Origin of the sequence: Phyllobacterium trifolii (assembly GCF_014192095.1) — a bacterium.
Classification (GTDB): Bacteria; Pseudomonadota; Alphaproteobacteria; order Rhizobiales; family Rhizobiaceae; genus Phyllobacterium; species Phyllobacterium trifolii.
Window position 1 is genome coordinate 159,377 of sequence record NZ_JACHXN010000007.1, and the last position, 19,164, is coordinate 178,540.

The 19,164-nt window shown below is 56.3% G+C and carries 21 protein-coding genes; all 21 read left to right on the forward strand.

Going from position 1 to position 19,164, the window contains the following annotated elements:
• Positions 1 to 7 precede the first annotated feature (7 nt).
• The 21 genes from FHS21_RS12925 (at position 8) to FHS21_RS13025 (ending at position 19,163) form a co-directional block, all read left to right on the forward strand.
• Complete coding sequence (locus FHS21_RS12925; RefSeq protein WP_183662121.1) at positions 8 to 481, forward strand: flagellar basal body-associated FliL family protein; 474 nt, start codon at positions 8 to 10, stop codon at positions 479 to 481.
• Positions 478 to 1,212 carry a flagellar type III secretion system pore protein FliP gene (gene fliP, locus FHS21_RS12930; protein WP_183662123.1) on the forward strand — a complete coding sequence of 245 codons (735 nt, stop codon included), beginning with the start codon at positions 478 to 480 and terminating at the stop codon, positions 1,210 to 1,212. The genes FHS21_RS12925 and fliP overlap by 4 nt, the downstream gene beginning before the upstream one ends.
• 185 nt (positions 1,213 to 1,397) lie before the next feature.
• Positions 1,398 to 2,189 (forward strand): flagellin N-terminal helical domain-containing protein, encoded by a 792-nt coding sequence (locus FHS21_RS12935; protein WP_183662125.1) that lies wholly within the window; start codon positions 1,398 to 1,400, stop codon positions 2,187 to 2,189.
• A gap of 141 nt (positions 2,190 to 2,330) precedes the next feature.
• The gene (fliF, locus tag FHS21_RS12940) at positions 2,331 to 3,974 is read left to right on the forward strand and encodes a flagellar basal-body MS-ring/collar protein FliF (protein WP_183662126.1); all 1,644 of its coding nucleotides are present in this window, start codon (positions 2,331 to 2,333) and stop codon (positions 3,972 to 3,974) included.
• The gene (locus tag FHS21_RS12945) at positions 3,974 to 4,639 is read left to right on the forward strand and encodes a hypothetical protein (protein ID WP_183662128.1); all 666 of its coding nucleotides are present in this window, start codon (positions 3,974 to 3,976) and stop codon (positions 4,637 to 4,639) included. The genes fliF and FHS21_RS12945 overlap by 1 nt, the downstream gene beginning before the upstream one ends.
• Positions 4,629 to 5,873: a MotB family protein gene (locus FHS21_RS12950; RefSeq protein ID WP_183662129.1), complete on the forward strand. Its 1,245-nt coding sequence runs from the start codon at positions 4,629 to 4,631 to the stop codon at positions 5,871 to 5,873. Before FHS21_RS12945 ends, FHS21_RS12950 begins: the two co-directional genes overlap by 11 nt.
• Positions 5,870 to 7,072: a MotC family chemotaxis protein gene (locus FHS21_RS12955; protein ID WP_183662130.1), complete on the forward strand. Its 1,203-nt coding sequence runs from the start codon at positions 5,870 to 5,872 to the stop codon at positions 7,070 to 7,072. Before FHS21_RS12950 ends, FHS21_RS12955 begins: the two co-directional genes overlap by 4 nt.
• Positions 7,069 to 8,289, forward strand: a complete 1,221-nt coding sequence (locus FHS21_RS12960) for a flagellar hook-length control protein FliK (RefSeq protein WP_183662131.1) — start codon at positions 7,069 to 7,071, stop codon at positions 8,287 to 8,289. Before FHS21_RS12955 ends, FHS21_RS12960 begins: the two co-directional genes overlap by 4 nt.
• The gene (locus FHS21_RS12965; protein WP_246411008.1) at positions 8,261 to 8,812 is read left to right on the forward strand and encodes a transglycosylase SLT domain-containing protein; all 552 of its coding nucleotides are present in this window, start codon (positions 8,261 to 8,263) and stop codon (positions 8,810 to 8,812) included. Before FHS21_RS12960 ends, FHS21_RS12965 begins: the two co-directional genes overlap by 29 nt.
• Positions 8,813 to 9,051: 239 nt before the next feature.
• Positions 9,052 to 9,723: a flagellar transcriptional regulator FtcR gene (gene ftcR / locus FHS21_RS12970; protein WP_112532394.1), complete on the forward strand. Its 672-nt coding sequence runs from the start codon at positions 9,052 to 9,054 to the stop codon at positions 9,721 to 9,723.
• Positions 9,724 to 9,862: 139 nt separating this feature from the next.
• On the forward strand, positions 9,863 to 11,125 hold the full coding sequence (locus FHS21_RS12975) for a flagellar hook protein FlgE (RefSeq protein WP_112532395.1): 1,263 nt from the start codon (positions 9,863 to 9,865) through the stop codon (positions 11,123 to 11,125).
• A 31-nt stretch (positions 11,126 to 11,156) separates the two neighbouring features.
• The gene (gene flgK / locus FHS21_RS12980; RefSeq protein ID WP_112532396.1) at positions 11,157 to 12,623 is read left to right on the forward strand and encodes a flagellar hook-associated protein FlgK; all 1,467 of its coding nucleotides are present in this window, start codon (positions 11,157 to 11,159) and stop codon (positions 12,621 to 12,623) included.
• Between the two features lie 2 nt (positions 12,624 to 12,625).
• The gene (locus FHS21_RS12985; RefSeq protein WP_112532397.1) at positions 12,626 to 13,675 is read left to right on the forward strand and encodes a flagellar hook-associated family protein; all 1,050 of its coding nucleotides are present in this window, start codon (positions 12,626 to 12,628) and stop codon (positions 13,673 to 13,675) included.
• A gap of 45 nt (positions 13,676 to 13,720) precedes the next feature.
• The gene (flaF, locus tag FHS21_RS12990; protein ID WP_112532398.1) at positions 13,721 to 14,065 is read left to right on the forward strand and encodes a flagellar biosynthesis regulator FlaF; all 345 of its coding nucleotides are present in this window, start codon (positions 13,721 to 13,723) and stop codon (positions 14,063 to 14,065) included.
• 2 nt (positions 14,066 to 14,067) lie between these two features.
• Positions 14,068 to 14,508: a flagellar biosynthesis repressor FlbT gene (flbT, locus tag FHS21_RS12995; RefSeq protein ID WP_183662132.1), complete on the forward strand. Its 441-nt coding sequence runs from the start codon at positions 14,068 to 14,070 to the stop codon at positions 14,506 to 14,508.
• On the forward strand, positions 14,505 to 14,912 hold the full coding sequence (flgD, locus tag FHS21_RS13000; protein WP_112532400.1) for a flagellar hook assembly protein FlgD: 408 nt from the start codon (positions 14,505 to 14,507) through the stop codon (positions 14,910 to 14,912). Before flbT ends, flgD begins: the two co-directional genes overlap by 4 nt.
• Complete coding sequence (locus FHS21_RS13005) at positions 14,905 to 15,171, forward strand: flagellar biosynthetic protein FliQ (protein ID WP_106718371.1); 267 nt, start codon at positions 14,905 to 14,907, stop codon at positions 15,169 to 15,171. Before flgD ends, FHS21_RS13005 begins: the two co-directional genes overlap by 8 nt.
• A gap of 76 nt (positions 15,172 to 15,247) precedes the next feature.
• Entirely contained in the window at positions 15,248 to 17,338 is a 2,091-nt protein-coding gene (flhA, locus tag FHS21_RS13010) for a flagellar biosynthesis protein FlhA (RefSeq protein WP_183662133.1), read from the forward strand.
• A 10-nt stretch (positions 17,339 to 17,348) separates the two neighbouring features.
• A complete protein-coding gene (gene fliR, locus FHS21_RS13015) occupies positions 17,349 to 18,098 on the forward strand; it encodes a flagellar biosynthetic protein FliR (protein WP_183662135.1) in 750 nt (249 codons plus the stop codon).
• 3 nt (positions 18,099 to 18,101) lie between these two features.
• Positions 18,102 to 18,506 carry a hypothetical protein gene (locus FHS21_RS13020; RefSeq protein ID WP_112532403.1) on the forward strand — a complete coding sequence of 135 codons (405 nt, stop codon included), beginning with the start codon at positions 18,102 to 18,104 and terminating at the stop codon, positions 18,504 to 18,506.
• A gap of 75 nt (positions 18,507 to 18,581) precedes the next feature.
• Positions 18,582 to 19,163: a rod-binding protein gene (locus FHS21_RS13025; RefSeq protein WP_112532435.1), complete on the forward strand. Its 582-nt coding sequence runs from the start codon at positions 18,582 to 18,584 to the stop codon at positions 19,161 to 19,163.
• Position 19,164: the final 1 nt, after the last annotated feature.

Below are 19,164 nucleotides of genomic sequence, written 5' to 3' on the forward strand. Positions count from 1 at the left end.
ATTGATAATGAGCGTTTCTGAAGATACTTCATCTGCCCCGAAAGGCCCTTCGATTGTCGCGCTGATCGGTGTCGTTGCGGTGCTGACGCTTATCGCAGCGGGTGGTGGATGGTTGCTTGGTGGCCGACTTGGCCTTGCGGAAGCCGCCAAGCCCGAGGGTGAAAAACCGGCCACCGCAGCGGAAATGCCTACCGGCAGCGTCGTTCCGCTGAAACCAATACTCACCAACATCAAGATACCGCAGGACGTGTGGATCAGGCTCGAAGCTGGCGTCGTGGCGCGCCCTGGCGAAAAAGTCTCCGATGAGCTTGCCGCCACGGTCGCTGGCGATTTCACGGCTTTCATGAGAACCGTCAATTTGATGCAGCTGCGTGGTCCCGCAGGTATCGAGTATCTGAGGACTGATTTGCAGGAGCGCGCGGTGATACGCTCCCAAGGCAAGATCGAAAAAGTCTATATCTGGGCGCTGGTGATGGAATGAAAAGACGTTATCTGACGCCTGCGTTACTCCTGGTACTCAGCGGGACCGCGATGGCGCAAACCTCGCTGCTCGACGGTTTGCTCCCGCCCGGCAGTGCATCGACCAGCGGCCAGATCATGCAGATGCTGGCGGCGCTGACGGTGCTGTCCATCGCACCGGGCCTCTTGATCATGGTGACCAGCTTCACCCGCTTCGCCATTGCCTTTTCGATGCTGCGCTCAGGCTTGGGCCTGCAGACGACACCGGCTAACCTGGTGATGATCAGCCTTGCCTTGTTCATGACATTCTATGTCATGGCGCCTGTATTCGATCGAGCCTGGCAAAATGGCGTCCAGCCGCTGGTCAACAATCAGATTACCCAGGAAGTGGCGATCAACGAGATCGCCACACCATTTCGCGAGTTCATGCTGCGACAGGTGCGCGACAAGGATCTGCGCCTCTTCGAGGACCTGGCGGACGAGTCATTTCGCACCAAGGCCAATGACGTCGTCGACATGCGCATCCTCATTCCGGCCTTCATGATTTCTGAACTGCGCCGCGGTTTCGAGATCGGCTTCCTGATCGTATTGCCCTTTCTGGTGATCGACCTCATCGTTGCGACGCTGACAATGTCGATGGGCATGATGATGCTGCCGCCAACGGTGTTGTCGCTCCCCTTCAAGATCCTGTTTTTCGTGCTCATCGATGGCTGGAATATCCTCGTCGGCAGCCTGATCCGCTCGTTTTCCTGAACGGTTTTCAGCCATTAACCCAAGAAGAAAAAATTAACGTTTTGCGTTATTGAAACTGTAATACTTATGTCGTACTCATCACGCCATGACGGGTTGTCATCAAGACAATAGGCATCATGCCGCTCCGTCAAATCGGTAAAATCCGATATGTCCCGATCCAAATATCTCATCAGGGGCTTCATCCTATGACCAGCATTCTTACAAACGCATCAGCAATGACTGCGCTGCAGACACTCAACACAACCAACAAGAACCTTGCGACCACGCAGGACCGTATCGCTACCGGCCAGCGCGTTTCTACGGCTTCCGACAATGCCGCTTACTGGTCAATCGCGACCGGCATGCGCACGCAGAATTCCGCTCTTTCCGCAGTCAAGGACGGTCTCGGCCTCGGCGCGTCAATCGTTGATACTGCTTACACTGCATTGACCAGCGCTATCGACCTCGCCCAGAAGATCCAGGCGAAGTATGTCGCCAAGGAAACTCCCGGCACCGACGCCACGATCATCGACGCCGACATCGCTCAGATGAAGGCCCAGATCGTCGAAATGGCGAAGGGCGCGACTTTCCAGGGCGTCAATCTACTGTCAGCAGCCGGAGCAGACCAGGACGTCGTGACGGGCTATGATTCGGTGACCGGCGTGAGCACGCTGACCGTTGCCGCCTTCGACCTCGAAACTGAGATTGGCGACGCCACGACCGTGAATAGTTCCGTTCTTATGGGAACGGCTATCACCAACATGAAAGCTGCGGCTGCTGCTTACGGTTCTGTTAAGACCCGCATCGACACACAGCAGAGCTTCACGAGCAATTTGATGGACGCAATCGATCGCGGTGTTGGCCAGCTCGTCGATGCTGACATGAACGCAGAATCCGCACGTTTGTCGGCTCTTCAGGTTCAGCAGCAGCTGGGTATCCAGGCGCTCTCGATTGCCAACTCCAGCAACCAGAGCATCCTGTCGCTGTTCCGCGGCTAATAACCATAATTTTTCTAATTCAGACTAGGGTCACGCTCGCGCGTGGCCCTTTTTGTTTTGCAATAACGCTCCGACACGAGGCTCTAACTTCGCGCAAGCTTCGCGCTCTATGGTTCCATCACGCGACGGTGGTGGGAATTGATGGAAAACATAAGACAGACATTTGCGCAGCTCGGCACGGCGATGCAGAAGCTTGGCGCAAGGCGGCTCATTGCTCTTGGGATCATTGGCATCACGCTGTTCAGCGCCATTCTTGTATCAAGCCTTTACCTCAACCGGCCGCAATACGAGACGCTGTATGTCGGTCTCAGCCGCGACGATGTTAACCGCATGGGCATGGCGCTTGGCGAAGCCGGCATTCCCTTCGATGTGAAATCCGACGGCACCTCCATTCTCGTGGCCTTTGGCAAGGCGGATCAGGCACGCATGTACCTTGCGGAAAAAGGTCTGCCCACCAGCAACAATGCCGGTTACGAGCTGTTCGACAATATGGGCTCGCTCGGCCTCACATCGTTCATGCAGGAGATTACCCGGGTTCGAGCGCTCGAGGGTGAAATTTCCCGCACCATTCAGGCAATCCGCGGTATCAAGGCCGCCCGCGTTCATATCGTCTTGCCGGAAAAGGGAAGCTTCCGGCGTGGCGATCAGGCGCCATCCGCCTCGGTTGTCATTCGTACGGAAGGCGACTTCGCCATCGAATCGGCACAGTCGATCCGCCAGCTTGTTGCTGCCGCGGTGCCGCAGCTTACCGCTGCGGAAGTCACCATTCTCGATACCAATGGCCGTCTTCTTGCCTCGAAGGATGACGGCACGAATGCGGGTGCAGTGATGTCGGCGACGCTCGAACAGAATGTTTCAGCGTCGGTGGATGAGAACATCCGCAAGGCGCTCGCGCCTTATCTTGGCGTTGGCCATTTCCAGACCAGCGTTCAGGTCGCGCTCGACACGGATCGCCGCCAGACCAACGAGACGGTCTTTGATCCGGAATCGCGTGTGGAACGTTCGGTGCGGGTGGTGCGCGAGAGCGGCGATTCGAAGAATTCGACCAGCGACAATGCAACGGGTGTCGAACAGAACATTCCGCAGGAAGAAATCGCCAGCAAGAACGGTGACAGTTCTACAGAAAAGACCGACAAGCGAGAAGAACTGACCAATTACGAGTTGAACTCGAAGACAGTCTCGACGACCAGCGACAGTTATCAGATCAAGCGGCTTTCGATCGCAGTCGTCATCGATCAGGCGCGCCTGCTGGCAACGGCCGGCGTGACGCCGGCTCCGGACAAATTCCTGGAGCAGCAGATAGCAAAAATCACCGAACTTGTCGCAACAGCGGCGGGTCTCGACCAGAAGCGTGGCGACGTGATTAATGTGACTGCGGTCAATTTCATGGAGGCTTCAGACGAACAGCTGGCGCCTGCTTCAACGCCGGTATCCGAGATGATCTTCCGCCAAGCCGGCAGTTTCATCAACGCCGCTGCGCTGATCGCTGCAGTGGGGCTTGTGCTTTGGTTCGGAGTCCGCCCCCTGATGCGTGAATTGAACAAGCCGCAAGACGCTCTGCAACTCGCCGCAAGTTCGAACCTTCCGGTTCCAGGTTTGGCACCTGCGTCTAATCTTCCGGTCGTGGCGCAGGCCCGTGCGGAACACAGCCTGCCATATGATGATCTGAGCGAACTCAGACGACGCATGCGTGTGCCCGCGCAAAATCGTCTGGAGCAGATGATCGACATGGATGAAGAACGGGTCGCGGCTATCCTGAAACAATGGGTTCACGAGGCAGCCTGATGGTCGCTCGCTCTGTCGCCAGTGTGCTGACTGATTTCACGCCGAAGCACGTGCCAGCGGACCGCGTCACTGTCTTTGCGGCCGTGAGCAGGGAACGAGCCGACTTGTTGGCAAAGATCGAGGAGCCATCCGAGAATGTTGTCGAACTTATCGACTACGAGTTGAAGATCAAGGAGGCATTTGTTGCGGGGCGCGAATCCGGCCAGGCGGAGGCCGCGGTGCTGTTCGAGGCCGAGAAAATCCGGCTTGAGAGGGAGTTCCAGGATCAGCTGGCCGCCGCTGAAGTGCTCTTCATGCAACAAACCGGCACGCGCATGGCGGAGCAGATCGGCGACGGTCTGGCCGCAATTTCATCGGACCTTTCGGGGTCGCTCGCTGCTGTTCTGGCGCCTTTAGTCGAAGAGCGCTTGCGCGAACGCACTGTCGAAGCATTTGCTCAGGAGGTGGAACGGATGACCAAGCAATTCGCCGCTGTCAGCATCGAAATTTCCGGTCCATCCCATCTTCTCGACGTGCTTCGTATGCGGCCGGAGATCGATCAGATGCGTTGCACCTTCTGGGAATCTGGCCAATCGGAATTGTCAATGAAACTGGATGATGCAGTGGTCGAGACACGGCTTGGCCGCCTCATCGACGCGTTGAGAGACACCGCCAATGAACATTGATCCGGAAACGCACCGTGAAATCATAATTGTCCGGCGCGGCCGTGAACATGAAGAGGGTCATCACGGCGGAGTCTGGAAAATAGCCTATGCGGATTTTATGACCGCGATGATGGCCTTCTTTCTTGTCATGTGGCTCATCAATGCGGCCAACGAGGAAACGAAGGCCGCCGTTGCCGCCTATTTCAATCCGGTCAAACTGATGGACCGGCAGTCGAGGCCGAAGGGCATCGAGGAAACCGACAACCAGGAGGGCAAGGTTCGCTTTGAAAGCCTGGATGCGACCGATGCCGAAACCAAAAGTGCGCGCAACGAAAAGCAGGTTCAATCACCGCCTGCGACCGAAGAACGTCAGATTTTCAAAGATCCGTATGCCGTGCTTGCCGAGATCGCCACGGAGTCCGGTGTCCTGCAAAATCGTTCTGCAGCGGGGGAGGGCGGTTCCAATCGCGCCGGTCCATCGACAGGTGCCGAGGGCGGAGACGCCTATCGCGACCCATTCAATCCCAACTACTGGTCGACCCGCGTAGAGGATGAGATTTTCCCCCTGACGGACAGTCCGGTAACGTCACCTCCATCCCAGGACAAAGCGATGGCGCCAAAGCCGAATGAGGCTTCTGATGCAAACGTGCAAGTAAAGCAGGTGGCGCTGGAGAAACGAATGGCCGCTGGCGAACCGCAGGCCGATGCAAAAGCTGCTACATCCAATGATGTCAAGCCGGATGCCGGGAAGGCAGCGGCTGCGAAGGACGAAAAGCCCGGCGCGGCTGAGATCAGTGCTGCCCGTGAACTTGCAGCCGAGATTTCGAAGAAAACGGGCGCAAGCCCGGATGAAAAAGCGCCTGACATTTCGGTCGTCCCCACTGAAGATGGCGTCATGATCCAGCTCACCGACAAGGCTGATTATGGCATGTTTGCCATAGGATCGGCCAAGCCCGACAAGCGCGTGGTGCAGGTGCTCGATGAAATCGCCAAGATCATTGCCACCCGCAAGGGCGACGTCGTCATCAGCGGACATACCGATGCGCGACCGTTCAAAAGCGAAACCTATGACAATTGGCGCCTGTCATCCGCGCGGGCGCACATGGCTTATTATATGCTGACGCGTGGTGGTCTTAACGCCAAGCGTATCCTGCGCGTTGAAGGCTATGCCGACCGCGATCCAAAGATTCCGGCAGATCCTTACGCTGCCCAGAACCGGCGCATCGACATCTTTCTGAAGACTGCTCCCAGATGATCGCACGGCAAACCATCCGCTGGTTGTTGTTCGGCCTGATCAGTATGCCGCTGACGACGGCGCATGCTGCCATGCCCTCACCTGAGCCCTACATGCTGGTGCGGTCCATGCGCATGCTGCAGGATCAGGTGGCGTCGGGAAAGCCGGAAGCATTGCCGATGCTCAATCGCGTGCTCGGCCATATTGCTGAGCAGCTACAGCTTGCCAGGCCGGAAGTCTGGTCGAAGCCGGCAAATGTCTACGCCATTTTCATTTATCTCCTAAATGGCGGCAATCCGGAGGTCGTTCGCACCATATTGACCTCGGCAAATCTCGGTCAGGTCGATCCCAAACTCGTGGCGGGGTCTCTGGCTTATGCCGAGGGCGATACGCTGCGCATTATCGAGAATTTCCAGGAACTGCCGCCCAATGTTCCCATCGAGCTTGTCGCATCGATCTATCTGGTCACGGCGACGCAGCTTGCGGGCATCGACGCGGGCACTGCACTCAAGCGGCTCGATTATATACGCCTCAACGCACCGGGAACGCTGCTGGAGGAGGCGGCGCTACGGCGTGGGCTTATGATCGCGGCACGTCTTGGCGACAAGGACAAGGTCAGGTTGTTGGCGCGGAATTATCTGCAACGCTTCGCCCTCTCTCCCTATTCGGAGGACTTCTTTCGCCAGCTGGTCGACGCTTTGATGGTGATCAAGGACAAGATCAGCAATCAGGAGATCGAAGAAATGGCCTCCTTGGCGTGGCCCGGCGCCCGCTTGCCTTTCTACCTGCGCATTGCCCGAGGTGCGATCGTGGATGGCGATATGCAGCGGGCACGATTTGCGTCGGAACAGGCTGACGCACTTTCAACTGTGCTTAAAACAGACGACACGCAAGCCAAGCTTTATCTGGCGGTCAGCAATGTTGGATCCGACAAGACCGGCGACGCCAAGTTCATGCTTTCGAATCTGCCGCGAGACCGTCTGCATGGTCGGGACATCAATCTCCTGGAGGCTGCGATCGTGATGGCAAACAAGATTCTTGCGCAACCAATTCCGGGGATGGATGGACTGCAGAAGGCTTCAGTCACGGGCAATGCCGTTGCAACCGCCGAGCCTGGCAGCGCTAGGGCAGCTCCAGTCGAATCCGTCGATCCAATGATCGATGAGACACGCAAGAAACTCGACGCTATCGACGCGCTTCTCGGGAAGGCCAGGAAATGACCATTGGAGCTCAGATGCCACTCAAGACAATGCTTGACGCCATTGTCCGCGACAAGGGCAAGGACGATATGCCCGACCAAACGCCGGCAAGGGACAAGGATCTACGTTCAGATTTCAATTCCATGGTGAGGGCGATTGGCCCGAAGCTGAAGCTTAACAACGAGAATGCAAAGCCGGACAAGAGCATGGCGGAATCGCGGGATACCGCGCAGCCGGACGAGAAAAAGGATATCCCGGACGCTCCCGCTCAAGGCATCTTCGGGCAGGCAATTCTTGCTTTCGAACAGCTGCTCGACCGCCAGCAGCACGAAAATGGCGAAGAGCCACAATCCGTCACCAACGCCAGGACGTCATCCAAAGCCGATTTGGTTGCAGAACCCATGCAATTCGTCGAGGCGGATCAGCAAAGCGAAAAACCGGCCGAGATATCCGTGCCCGATAAAAAGCCCGGGAAGACCGATCTGAAAGCCGTCGCGGATACGCAGCTAGCCGCTGCGTTGCAGGACAAACAGGAACCCGGCAAATTAGTCTCGCAAGGCGGGCAGGACGTTGCGCCAGCGACCCAGGCCCCTGAGGCACCGAAACCCAAGGTGAGCACCAAGGCCGCCCCGGTGGAATACACCGCGCCTGTTGAGGCGGCTACGTCCGCGCCGTCGCCGTCGATTCACGCTGAGGCAAAACCCGGTGCGACTGCGTCGAACAATTCGGTGCCAGTACAAACCTCCCGCCTGCCGATAACCGATGTCCAGGTTCTTTCTGATCGCAGCATGCCGGGCGTCAGAACGCTGGTGATTCAGCTTCAACCCATCGAACTTGGAACGGTAACGGCGCGCATGCGTCTGACGCCCGAAGGCATGCATATCCAGTTGATGGCAGAAAACCCGGCTATGGCAGAACATCTGGCCAAGGACCATGACATGCTCAGTAAGGCCTTGCAGCGGGCGGGTGCGGCAGATGATGCCTCCTCAGTCACCATCTCGGTCATTGATCGCTCCGGCGCCGCCTCGAGCACACAGACAGGGCAGCAGAACCCGTCCGCGCAGGATCAGCAGTCCGGTGGGCGACCCAGCGGTCAGGGTCAACCAGGATTCCAGGGCGCGCCCGGTGACCGTTCCGGCAATCAATGGCCCTTTGGAGAGATGCGATCCGATGAGCATGTGGAGAAGGCAACTGGTCCGGATATCGAGTATGGCCTTTCACGCGGGTTGGTTGTCTAGCCTTTTTCTCGCGTTGCAGCCTGCCTCGGCGGAAAATCTCTGCGAGCGGCAAATGCAGCATGCCTCGACGAAGTACGATATTCCTATCGGGATTCTCTACGCGGTGGGTTTGACCGAAACCGGGCGCAAGGACTCGCTCCAGCCCTATGCGATGAATATAGAAGGCAAAGCAGTTTTTATGCCGTCAGCGGCAGCTGCCATTGCCAAATTCAACGAGGCGCACGCGCGGGGAGCAAAGCTCATCGATATCGGATGCATGCAGATCAATCACTATTTTCACGCCAGCAAATTCGCGTCTGTAGAGGCAATGTTGAACCCTGCCGCCAATGTGGATTACGCCGCGCGATTTCTAAAAGAGCTGAGAGCACGCGAAGGCGGTTGGACCATGGCGGTTGCGCGCTATCACGCGGGGCCCAACAACGACCCGGCCCAGAAGCAATATGTTTGCCGGGTAATGGAAAATATGGTGGCTGCCGGTTTCGGCAACTGGACGCCGAAGGCGCGAATGTTTTGCGATAAGTGACGGTGTTAATACTTGGTAATAAAACGTGAATTTGTCTTCATAGTCATATTTTGTAAAGTTCAAATTGGTAATGATCCTGCCGGCGCAGGACCTGCCAATCTCCCCGAGAATTCATCTAATCCGAATTATTTAGGTCTCCCAATAAATTAGGTACAATATATTGGGAATTGTCGCCGAGTCATCGACCCCGCTAGTTGTGTGTTGCTTGGGGCAAAATAAATGATTCGGAAGGTGGGGCAGTGATTGTAGTCGTCGACGAACGAAGTCTGGTGACGAGTGGGTATTCGGCGTGGTTCGCCCGTGAGGGCATAACAACAACAGGTTTTACTCCGGACGATTTTGGCGATTGGGTCGCCACAGTTCAGAAAAACGATATTATGGCGGTCGAGGCATTTCTCATAGGAGAATGTGTCAATCGCAGCCAGTTTCCACAAAAAATTCGGGAGCGCTGCTCAGCGCCGGTCATCGCTGTCAATGAGACGCAGTCATTGGAACACACGCTGGAGCTTTTCCAGGCGGGTGTCGACGATGTGGTTCGCAAGCCGATGCATGTGCGAGAGATACTGGCGCGAATCAATGCCATTCGCCGCCGCTATGGCAGTGGCGATGCGGGAACGCAGGTAGGCCCGATCCGGGTATTTTCTGACGGCCGCGATCCGCAGGTCAATGGGCTTGATTTTTCTCTGCCGCGGCGGGAGCGTCGAATACTTGAATATTTGATTGCCAATCGCGGGCGGCGCCTGAACAAGGCGCAGATATTCAGCGCGATCTACGGCATTTTCGACAGCGATGTCGAGGAAAGTGTCGTTGAGAGCCACATCAGCAAGCTTCGCAAAAAGCTGCGTGAGCAACTTGGTTATGATCCGATCGATTCCAAGCGCTTTCTCGGCTACTGCATCAATCTGGACTAACCTGCCAGAGCAACTTTGACCGCCGTCGGCGGTCAAGTCGAAATTCAAGTATTTCCCAGTGACACCATATGAACGTCAGCTTCGCGCAAGTATTGCGCGCTAACGATTTTGAACGGAATCACGGTGCAAGGAGACGGAAATGAGCCTCTATGGAATGATGCGAACCGGTGTGTCGGGCATGAATGCTCAGGCCAACAGGCTGTCGACCGTGGCGGACAACATCGCCAACTCCAGCACGACCGGCTACAAGCGCGCCAGCACACAGTTCGCATCGCTGGTGTTGCCAAGCTCTGGCGGGGCTTATAATTCCGGTGGTGTCGAAACGGTCGTTCGCCACCATATCTCGGATGATGGCTCGCAGCGCTTTACGACTTCTTCGACCGACCTTGCGCTGAAAGGCAATGGCTTCTTCATCGTCGGCAATGCCGACGATACGCCCTATCTGACGCGCGCCGGTTCATTCGTCCCTGATGCGCAAGGCAACCTTGTCAATTCGGCCGGCTACTATCTGATGGGTTATCCTGTGGTCAACGGCAACGTCAATCCGGTTGCCAATGGCTTTCAGGGGCTCGAAAAGGTCAACATCGCTCAAAATGACCTGATCGCCGATCCGAGCAAGACAGGGATCTTCACGGCCAATCTCCCGGCCGGCGCTTCGATCGTTGCCGCAGCTGACCGCCCGCCGACAAATGCCACCGCGTCAGCTCAATATACGGCCAAGACATCCGTGCAGACATTCGACAATCTCGGTAACGTCGTCGTCGTTGATCTCTACTTTACCAAGACCGCAGACAATACCTGGGAAGTTGCCGCCTATAATCATGCCAATGCCTCGGCCGCCGGTGGGTTTCCCTATACTCCTGCCGCACCGTTGGCGACGGAAAATTACACGTTCGATGCCGTCACCGGCAAGCTCACTTCTGCTGACAAGTCGATCTCGGTTCCTGTGCCAAACGGACAGGCGCTGGAAATCGACTTTTCTGCGACAAAACAGCTGGCGGGTGACTACACACCTATCGAGGTAAAGATCGACGGCAATACACCAAGCCCAATCGAGAATGTCAGCATCGCCGATGATGGCACCGTAACCGCCATCTACAAGAATGGTGCGAAACGGGCCATCTACCAGATTGCGCTGGCCGACGTTCCAAGTCCCGACAACCTGCTTGTTATGACAGGCAATGTGTTCTCCCCGAGCGCCGAATCCGGCGATGTCCAGCTTGGCTTTGCCGGTAGCGGCAGCTTTGGCACGCTGACATCCGGGGCGCTGGAAGAGTCAAATGCCGACATCGCGCAGGAACTGACGGAAATGATCGAATCCCAGAGAAGCTACACAGCAAATTCGAAGGTCTTTCAGACAGGCGCGGATTTGATGGATGTGCTGGTCAATCTGAAAAGATAGCTGAACTTCTAATGGCGAATGGACACAGGGCATGTCACTAACTTCGGCGCTCCTTACTGCTCAGAGTGCTCTCAATACCGTATCGAAACAGACAGCGCTGGTCTCCCGGAACATCGCGGGCGCCAACGATCCTGATTTTACGCGGCGTATTGGTTCCGTCGTGAGCGGGCCAAACGGATCGACCTATCTTTCCATGACCCGCTCGGCCGACTCCGCGCTTCTGTCCAAATTCATTGAAAGCAACAGCCAGTATAACGCGTCCAACACGTTGCAGGCTGGTCTCGACCGGCTGTCGGGGATCTATTCGGCCGATGATGCATCCGGATCACCAAGTTCGCTGCTTGGGGACTTGCGCGATTCATTGCAGCTCTACGCCTCGCAGCCCGGCAACACGTCAGTTGGGGAATCTGCTGTCACCAAGGCGACAGAACTCGCCAACGCGCTGAACAAGGGTACGGAAGAAACACAGAAGCTGCGCCAGGATGCCGACAACGACATCGGCGATTCCGTGAAGAATCTGAACGCGCTGCTGGCGCAGTTCGAGACCGTCAACAACCGGATCATCAACGGTACGCGTTCCGGCACAGACGTCTCGGACTATCTCGACCAGCGCGATGGCCTGCTGAAGCAGATGTCAGGCGAGATCGGCATCACGACACTCGTCCGCGGCGATAACGACATGGTGGTGTTTGCCGAATCCGGTGTGACTCTTTTCGAAGGTTCACCGCGCACGGTCAGCTTCACACCGACCAGCGCATTCAGCGCCGGTACAGGCGGCAACGATGTCTATGTCGATGGGGTACCGCTGTCGCATGGAACATTTCAGCAGCCCTATGGCACTGGCCGCCTCAGCGGCTTGTTGCAATTGCGCGACGACACGGCACCGGCCTATCAAAACCAGCTCGACGAGATAGCGCGCAGCCTCGTCAGCATGTTCGCGGAAAAGGACCAGAAGACACCGGCGACGCTACCGACGGTGCCCGGCCTGTTCACCTATTCAGGTGCACCGACGATGCCGGCGGACGCGGCGATTCTCCCGGGCATTGCCGGTACAATCAAGGTTTCTGCCGCCTTCATCCTGACCGAAGGCGGCAATCCCGCGCTTTTGCGCGATGGCGGGGCGGCAGGCGCAGACTACGTACAGAATCCCGACGGCTCGGCAGGATTTTCAGCGCGCCTCCAGGATCTCATCGGTTCTATCTCGGCGCCTCGCAACTACGATCCGGATGCAGCCGCCGGCGATGGGAAAAGTCTCCTTGATTTTTCTGCGGCCACGATCAGTTCGCTTGAGACCAAGCGCAAATCCATAACCCAGACCAATGAGTACAACACCGTTCTGGCATCGCGTGCCGAGGACGCCATTTCCAATACCAGTGGCGTGAATATCGACACGGAGATGGCGTCGATGCTCGATCTCGAACATTCCTATAAGGCATCGGCGCAGATCATCTCCGCGGTTGACGCCATGTTGAACGAACTCTTTCAGGCGGTGAGATAGATATGAAGACCCAGTCGGTTTCATCCTATATGCTTTCCAACTCGACGCGTAATATCATCGCCAAGGCCCAGGCAGAACTGGTCAAGGCGAATCAGGAAGCCACAACGGGTTTTGTTTTCGACACAGGGCTTACCCTTGGAAGCCGCACGGGCCAGTCGATTTCTCTGCGCAAAGAGCACGATCGGCTGACAGTTTTGACCCAGACCAATGGGCTGATTTCTGAACGCATGAAAGCCTCTCAAGATGCCTTGAGCAATGTCATCAAGGGATCGCAGGATTTTCTCGGAAATGTGACGGCGATGCGCGGGGCGAGCGAGGGCCGTTCGATCATCGTCGACAAAGCGAAGGGCCTGTTGCAGACCGCCACCGACCTCATCAACACCAGCTATAATGGTGAGTATATTTTCGCGGGAGAGAACACTGACGTAAAGCCGCTGGGTGACTACGGCTCCGCAGGGGATCCCGCCAAGGCCGCTGTGTTGCAGTCGTTTCAGGATTATTTCGGCTTCCCGACCACTGACCCGCAGGTAGCAAATATCAGCGCCGCAGACATGAAAACCTACCTGGACACGTCGCTCGCGGCGCAATTCGGTTCCGCTTCCTGGTCGGCCAATTGGTCCTCGGCGTCGGATACGCTCGTCAAGAGCCGGATTGCGCCAACCGAGCTGGCGGAGACGTCGGTTAGCGCCAACAATGCGGGATTCCGCCAGCTCGCAATGAGCTACACAATGATGGCGGAACTCGGTGACATCGGCCTCAATCAGGCAGCATTTGACACGGTGATCGACAAGGTCGCTGAGACGACCAACCAGAACTCTACTTTACTGGCGGGTGCTCAGTCCTTCCTGGGCAACGCCCAAGCCCGGACAAAGGACGCGACTGACCGGCTGACAGTACAGATCAATGTTCTCAATAGCTCGGTTCTCGATCTGGAGGCGGTGGACCCGTTTGAGGCCGCCAACCGGGTTGAGGCGTTGAGGACCCAGATTGATGCTTCCTATGCCTTGACCGTGAAGATCCAGAGCCTGAGCCTGCTCAATTACCTGAAGTAAAACAACGAATGCGATAGCCGCGTTTGTTAAAAGCCGGAAAAGCACATGTACCAGGCCCGATACGACGACATCATGAACGATGGTGCTGACGAAGCCAAGGAGCGGGAACGCTCCTTGTTCGATCAGTCGATCATAATGCTGGAAGCGGCTCGCGATGAACGCGGCTATTCCTATAAAGGCGTTGAAGCAGTGTATTTTACGTCGCGTCTGTGGATGATCGTGATCGAAGATCTCGGCAGTCCTGCCAATGGATTGCCCCAGCAATTGCGGGCATCACTCATTTCGATCGGCCTGTTCATTTTGCGGGAACTGGAGGCCATCCGGCAGGAGACCTCGCGAGACTACGACAGCATTATTGATATCACCAAGACCATTCGCGACGGGCTTTGACCATGAAACTCTCGTTGCGTGCCGGTGAAAAAGTCTACGTGAATGGGGCAGTCTTGCGCGTTGACCGCAAGGTTTCCATCGAATTCATGAACGATGTCAGCTTTCTTCTCGAAAGCCACGTCATGCAGGCGGATCAGACGACAACGCCCCTGCGGCAGCTCTATTTCGCTGCACAGATCATGCTGATCAATCCTGCAATGAAGGCGGAGGCCAACCGCACATTCAAGCGTATGCTGGCGTCACTCCTTGCAACGTTCGAAAACCCGCAGATGCTGAAAGAATTGAAGCTGATCGATGAGATGATGTGCAACGAACGTGTGTTCGACGCTCTGAAATCGATCCGATTGCTCTACGCGCTGGAAGCACAGATTCTTTTCGGTTCAGCAGACCCGACCATTTCCTCTCAAACACAACAGGCCGTCAGGCCGGAGGCAACCGCATGACCACGATCCCTCCCGTAGGAACACAGGCCGATACGACAGATACGTCCAAGGCTACCGGACCTGGCGTCGACTATCAGGCGTTCCTGAAACTTCTCGTTGCAGAAATGAAAAACCAGGATCCAACCGAGCCGATGGATGCGACGCAGCAAATCTCCCAGCTCGCGCAGTTTTCGAGTGTTGAACAAGCGGTTCAGACCAACACCAAGCTGGACCAGTTGCTTGCGAGTTCGTCTTTGTCACAGGCCGATGGTATCATTGGCCGGACCGTCACAAGCGCTGACGGTACCGTCAAGGGCGTTGTCGAGTCCGTGCGCATCTACAGTGACGGCATGATTGCAACACTCGTGGGTGGCGCCCAGCTTCCAATCACTGCCGGCATCGTCATTTCGGCCGGCAATGAATGAGGCGGACGCACTCGATATCGTCAATCAGGCTATCTGGACGGTCATCGTTGCCTCTGGCCCGGCGGTCGGGGCCGCGATGCTGGCCGGGGTCTGCATTGCACTGTTTCAGGCACTGACACAAATACAGGAAATCACACTCACCTTCGTCCCCAAGATCCTCGTCATCCTGGCGGTTCTTGCATTGACCGCTCCGTTCGTTGGTTCACAGATCAACACGCTGACGCTGCTGACCTATTCTCGGATAGAGAAAGGTTTCTGACGCGGTCCGCCACGCGCTCGCGTTGGCTTCGCACAAGCTTCGGTATCTATTGTCCCCGTGACAACAGGAGAATGCCGTGCAGCAAGCCGCAGTAAAACGATTGGGCGACAAGGGCTATCTGACGGGCAGCGATGTTGGCCTTGCTCTCGGCATCGTCATCATCCTGACGGTTCTTTTCCTGCCCGTTTCACCAATCATTCTCGATATTGGTCTGGCGTTCTCCATTGCCCTGTCCGTTCTCATCCTGATGGTGTCGCTGTGGATCCAGCGGCCTCTCGATTTCTCTGCCTTTCCGACGGTGCTTCTGATTGCGACAATGATGCGCCTGTCGCTCAATATTGCGACGACGCGTGTCATCCTCACACATGGCGATGAAGGGTACGCCGCAGCCGGCCAGGTCATCCATGGCTTTTCGCAGTTTGTCATGGGCGGTGATTTCGTCATCGGTCTGGTGGTCTTCGCCATTCTTATCATCGTCAATTTTCTCGTTATCACCAAGGGCGCCACGCGTATCGCCGAAGTTGGTGCGCGCTTCACGCTTGACGCCATTCCCGGCAAGCAGATGGCCATCGATGCGGATCTTTCGTCCGGCCTGATCAACGAGAAGGAAGCACAGCACCGGCGGCGCGAACTCGAAGAAGAAAGCGCCTTCTTCGGATCGATGGACGGTGCTTCAAAATTCGTGCGTGGTGACGCCATTGCCGGCCTCATCATTACCGCCGTCAACATCTTTGGCGGTATTATCATCGGTGTGACGCGGCATGGCATGGAAGTCAGCGAGGCTGCCGATGTCTTTACCAAGCTCTCTGTCGGCGATGGTCTCGTCACCCAAATCCCGGCATTGATCGTATCGCTGGCAGCCGGTCTTCTCGTCTCTAAAGGCGGGACGCGCGGTTCAACCGACAAGGCCGTCTTTGGTCAGCTTGGTGCTTATCCGAAAGCGCTCTTCGTCGCTGCCTTGCTACTATTCGTGCTCGGCATCTTGCCCGGGCTGCCTGCATTTCCGTTTTTCGTGCTTGCGGCTGGACTTGTGGCGATTGGCGTATCTGTCCCGCGCAAGCTCGCCAAGGTGGCCGCTGCTGCACAGGCCGAAATCGCGCTGAAGCAGAAACATGCGGAACAGGAAGACCGGGATTCTGTCAGGGCCTCGCTTGAAACCGCGCAGATCGAGCTCTGTCTTGGCAAGCAAATCTCGGCAAGACTGCTCGCATCGCAGCTTGAACTTGCGCATCGCGTCAACAAGATGCGCAAGAAATTTGCGGTTGAGTATGGTTTTGTAGTCCCGGAGATCAAAGTTACAGACGATTTTCTCCTGCCACCCAAGACATACCGGATCAAAATCCATGGGACAGTTGTGGCTTCGCATGAGCTGCGGGTCGGTGAAATCCTGGTTATTCCCGGTGACCGGCCACCCCCGCATGTGCCGGGCGAAGAGGTGAGGGAACCGGCCTTCGGCATGAAGGCATACTCCGTTCCGGAAATCTTTGCCGCGGACCTCAAGCGCGACAACTACATGACGGTCGATAATCTCTCCGTATTGCTGACGCATCTCAGCGAGATCGTCCGCAACAATCTGGCGCAGCTGCTTTCCTACAAGGACATGCGTGCGCTGTTGGACCGCCTTGGACCCGAATACCGCAAATTGCTCGACGATATTTGCCCTGCGCATCTCTCCTATTCTGGCCTGCAGGCGGTTCTCAAGCTGCTGCTGACGGAACGGGTGTCGATCCGCAATCTGAATCTCATCCTCGAAGCAATAGCGGAAGTGGCGCCGCATATCCGCCGCTCGGAAATGATCGTCGAACATGTGCGGATGCGTATGGCCCAGCAGATCTGCGGCGACCTTGCCGACAATGGCGTTCTTTCGGTCTTGCGTCTCGGCAATCGTTGGGATCTGGTTTTCCACCAGAGCCTAAAACGGGATGCCAAGGGGGAGATTACGGAATTCGACATCGATCCGCGTCTGCTGGAGCAGTTCGGCAATGAAGCGAGTGTGGCGATCCGCAAGCACCTTGACGCGGGCGAGCGCTTCGTCCTCGTCGCTTCGCCGGAAGCGCGGCCATACATCAGAATGATCATCGAGCGCCTGTTCGCGACATTGTCAGTCCTGTCGCATGTCGAGATCGCGCGGGGCGTAGAGGTGCGTTCCCTCGGCACTATTTCGTGAGGCTTTAAACGTGCCGCCACTGAGCGATAGCATCATTGCGGCCCTGCTTGTTTTTGCCCGCGTGGGAGCCTGCCTGATGATCATGCCGGGCATTTCCAGTCCACGCATTCCCATGCAAATACGCCTTTTCCTGGCGCTCGCCTGCTCACTCATGGTCATGCCGCTGGTGCTGCCGCAGGTCACTCCAGCGGCAAAGTCGGCCCCGTTGATGCTGATGCGAATAATCGTAATTGAAGCGATCGTTGGCGCGTTCATCGGCATTTTGTCGCGCCTCTACTTTTGGGCACTGCAATTCATGGCCAATGCGATGGCGATGGCGACCGGATATTCAGGCGCACCAGAACGCGCCATTGAATCGGAAGAACCGCAGGCAGCCATTGCAAGTCTGATCACGCTCTCCGCGCTGTGTCTGTTCTTCGTATCAGACCTGCATCTGGAGGTGTTGCGTGCGCTGCTTTCATCCTATTCGGCAATTCCAGTGGACGGGATCTTCCAGCCGGCAACGGCGATGGTCAACCTGACCGACACGCTGTCCAAGGCGTTCATGAGCACCATACGCATCGCAGCGCCCTTCATCGTCTTCGCCGTCGTGGTCAATATTGCGGTGGGACTGATCAACAAGCTCACGCCATCGATTCCCGTTTATTTCATTTCATTGCCCTTCGTCCTCGCGGGCGGGCTGATGCTGCTCTATTTCAGCATGTCCGACCTTCTGCGTTTTTTCACCAATGAGGCCGGAATGTATCTGAGGAACTTTTGAGCGATGACAACGAACGCATTCCGGACATCCTATCTCGGATTGATCAGGCTGCAAAAGCTCGCCAAAGCGCGCCATGAGCTGGAGCTGTCACGCCTCAACGCAAAGCAAGCTGCGATCCAGGAGGAGAATAAGGCTCTCTTCAGGATGCAGGAAGATCGTTTTGCCGTGGATACAACAGCGTTTGTTCCTGTGCATATTATTATGAAGCGCCTTGAAGCCAACAAGTCACTTCAGGCTCAGTTGTCAGAACAGATGGTCGAAGCCAAACGGAATCTGCTGAAAACGTCGCGAACGCTCGATACGCTGGATAGCCGACTTCATGATTTGGCGAAGGCAATATCGCGCGCAGAAGTCGCGGACGAAACGGACGAATATATGGGACATCTGCTTGGCAGACCTGCAATCTGAAGACGCAAGGCTCAAGCCTCCCGTAAGTTTGGGAAGGTAGGGTGCATGCAATGAAACAGGATGGAACGGGAATCGATGGCCATTAATCCACCTTCCGATCTGGTATTGGATGTTGCCATGGCAGCCGATCCGGATACGTTGCGAACCTCCCTGGAGAAGTTGCGAAGCATCGCTTCGGATCGCGTCGCGGCACAGATGCAGCTGTCACGTGAGAACTTTGCCTCCATGCAGCAACCGGCTTCGACACGTGGCTCTGTTGCCGGTAGCGTAACCCATGCACCGAACGCTGCATTCAAAAAGTTCGAAGCTTTTATGCTGCAATCCTTTGTCGAATCCATGTTCACGGGAGACAATCAGGCAGTCTTCGGCGAAGGAATTGCCGGAGACTACTGGAAATCGATGATGGCCGAAGCTGTCGCCAACAAGATGGCCGATGCCGGCGGCATAGGCGTCGCCCGCATGTTGGAGCAGCAGAGCGCCAAAAAGGCGAAGTCTGAAGCCGCAGCGCAAGCTGAGGGAGCAGCTTCGGAGATGTCCATAGATCAGCAACATTTTCAAAACCAGGATTCAAATGTCATTTTGTACCAGATCCAACGCCAGCTCATTCACAAGCACTTAAAATCAACGGAAAGCGTTGACAACTCGAGGCAGAGTTAGC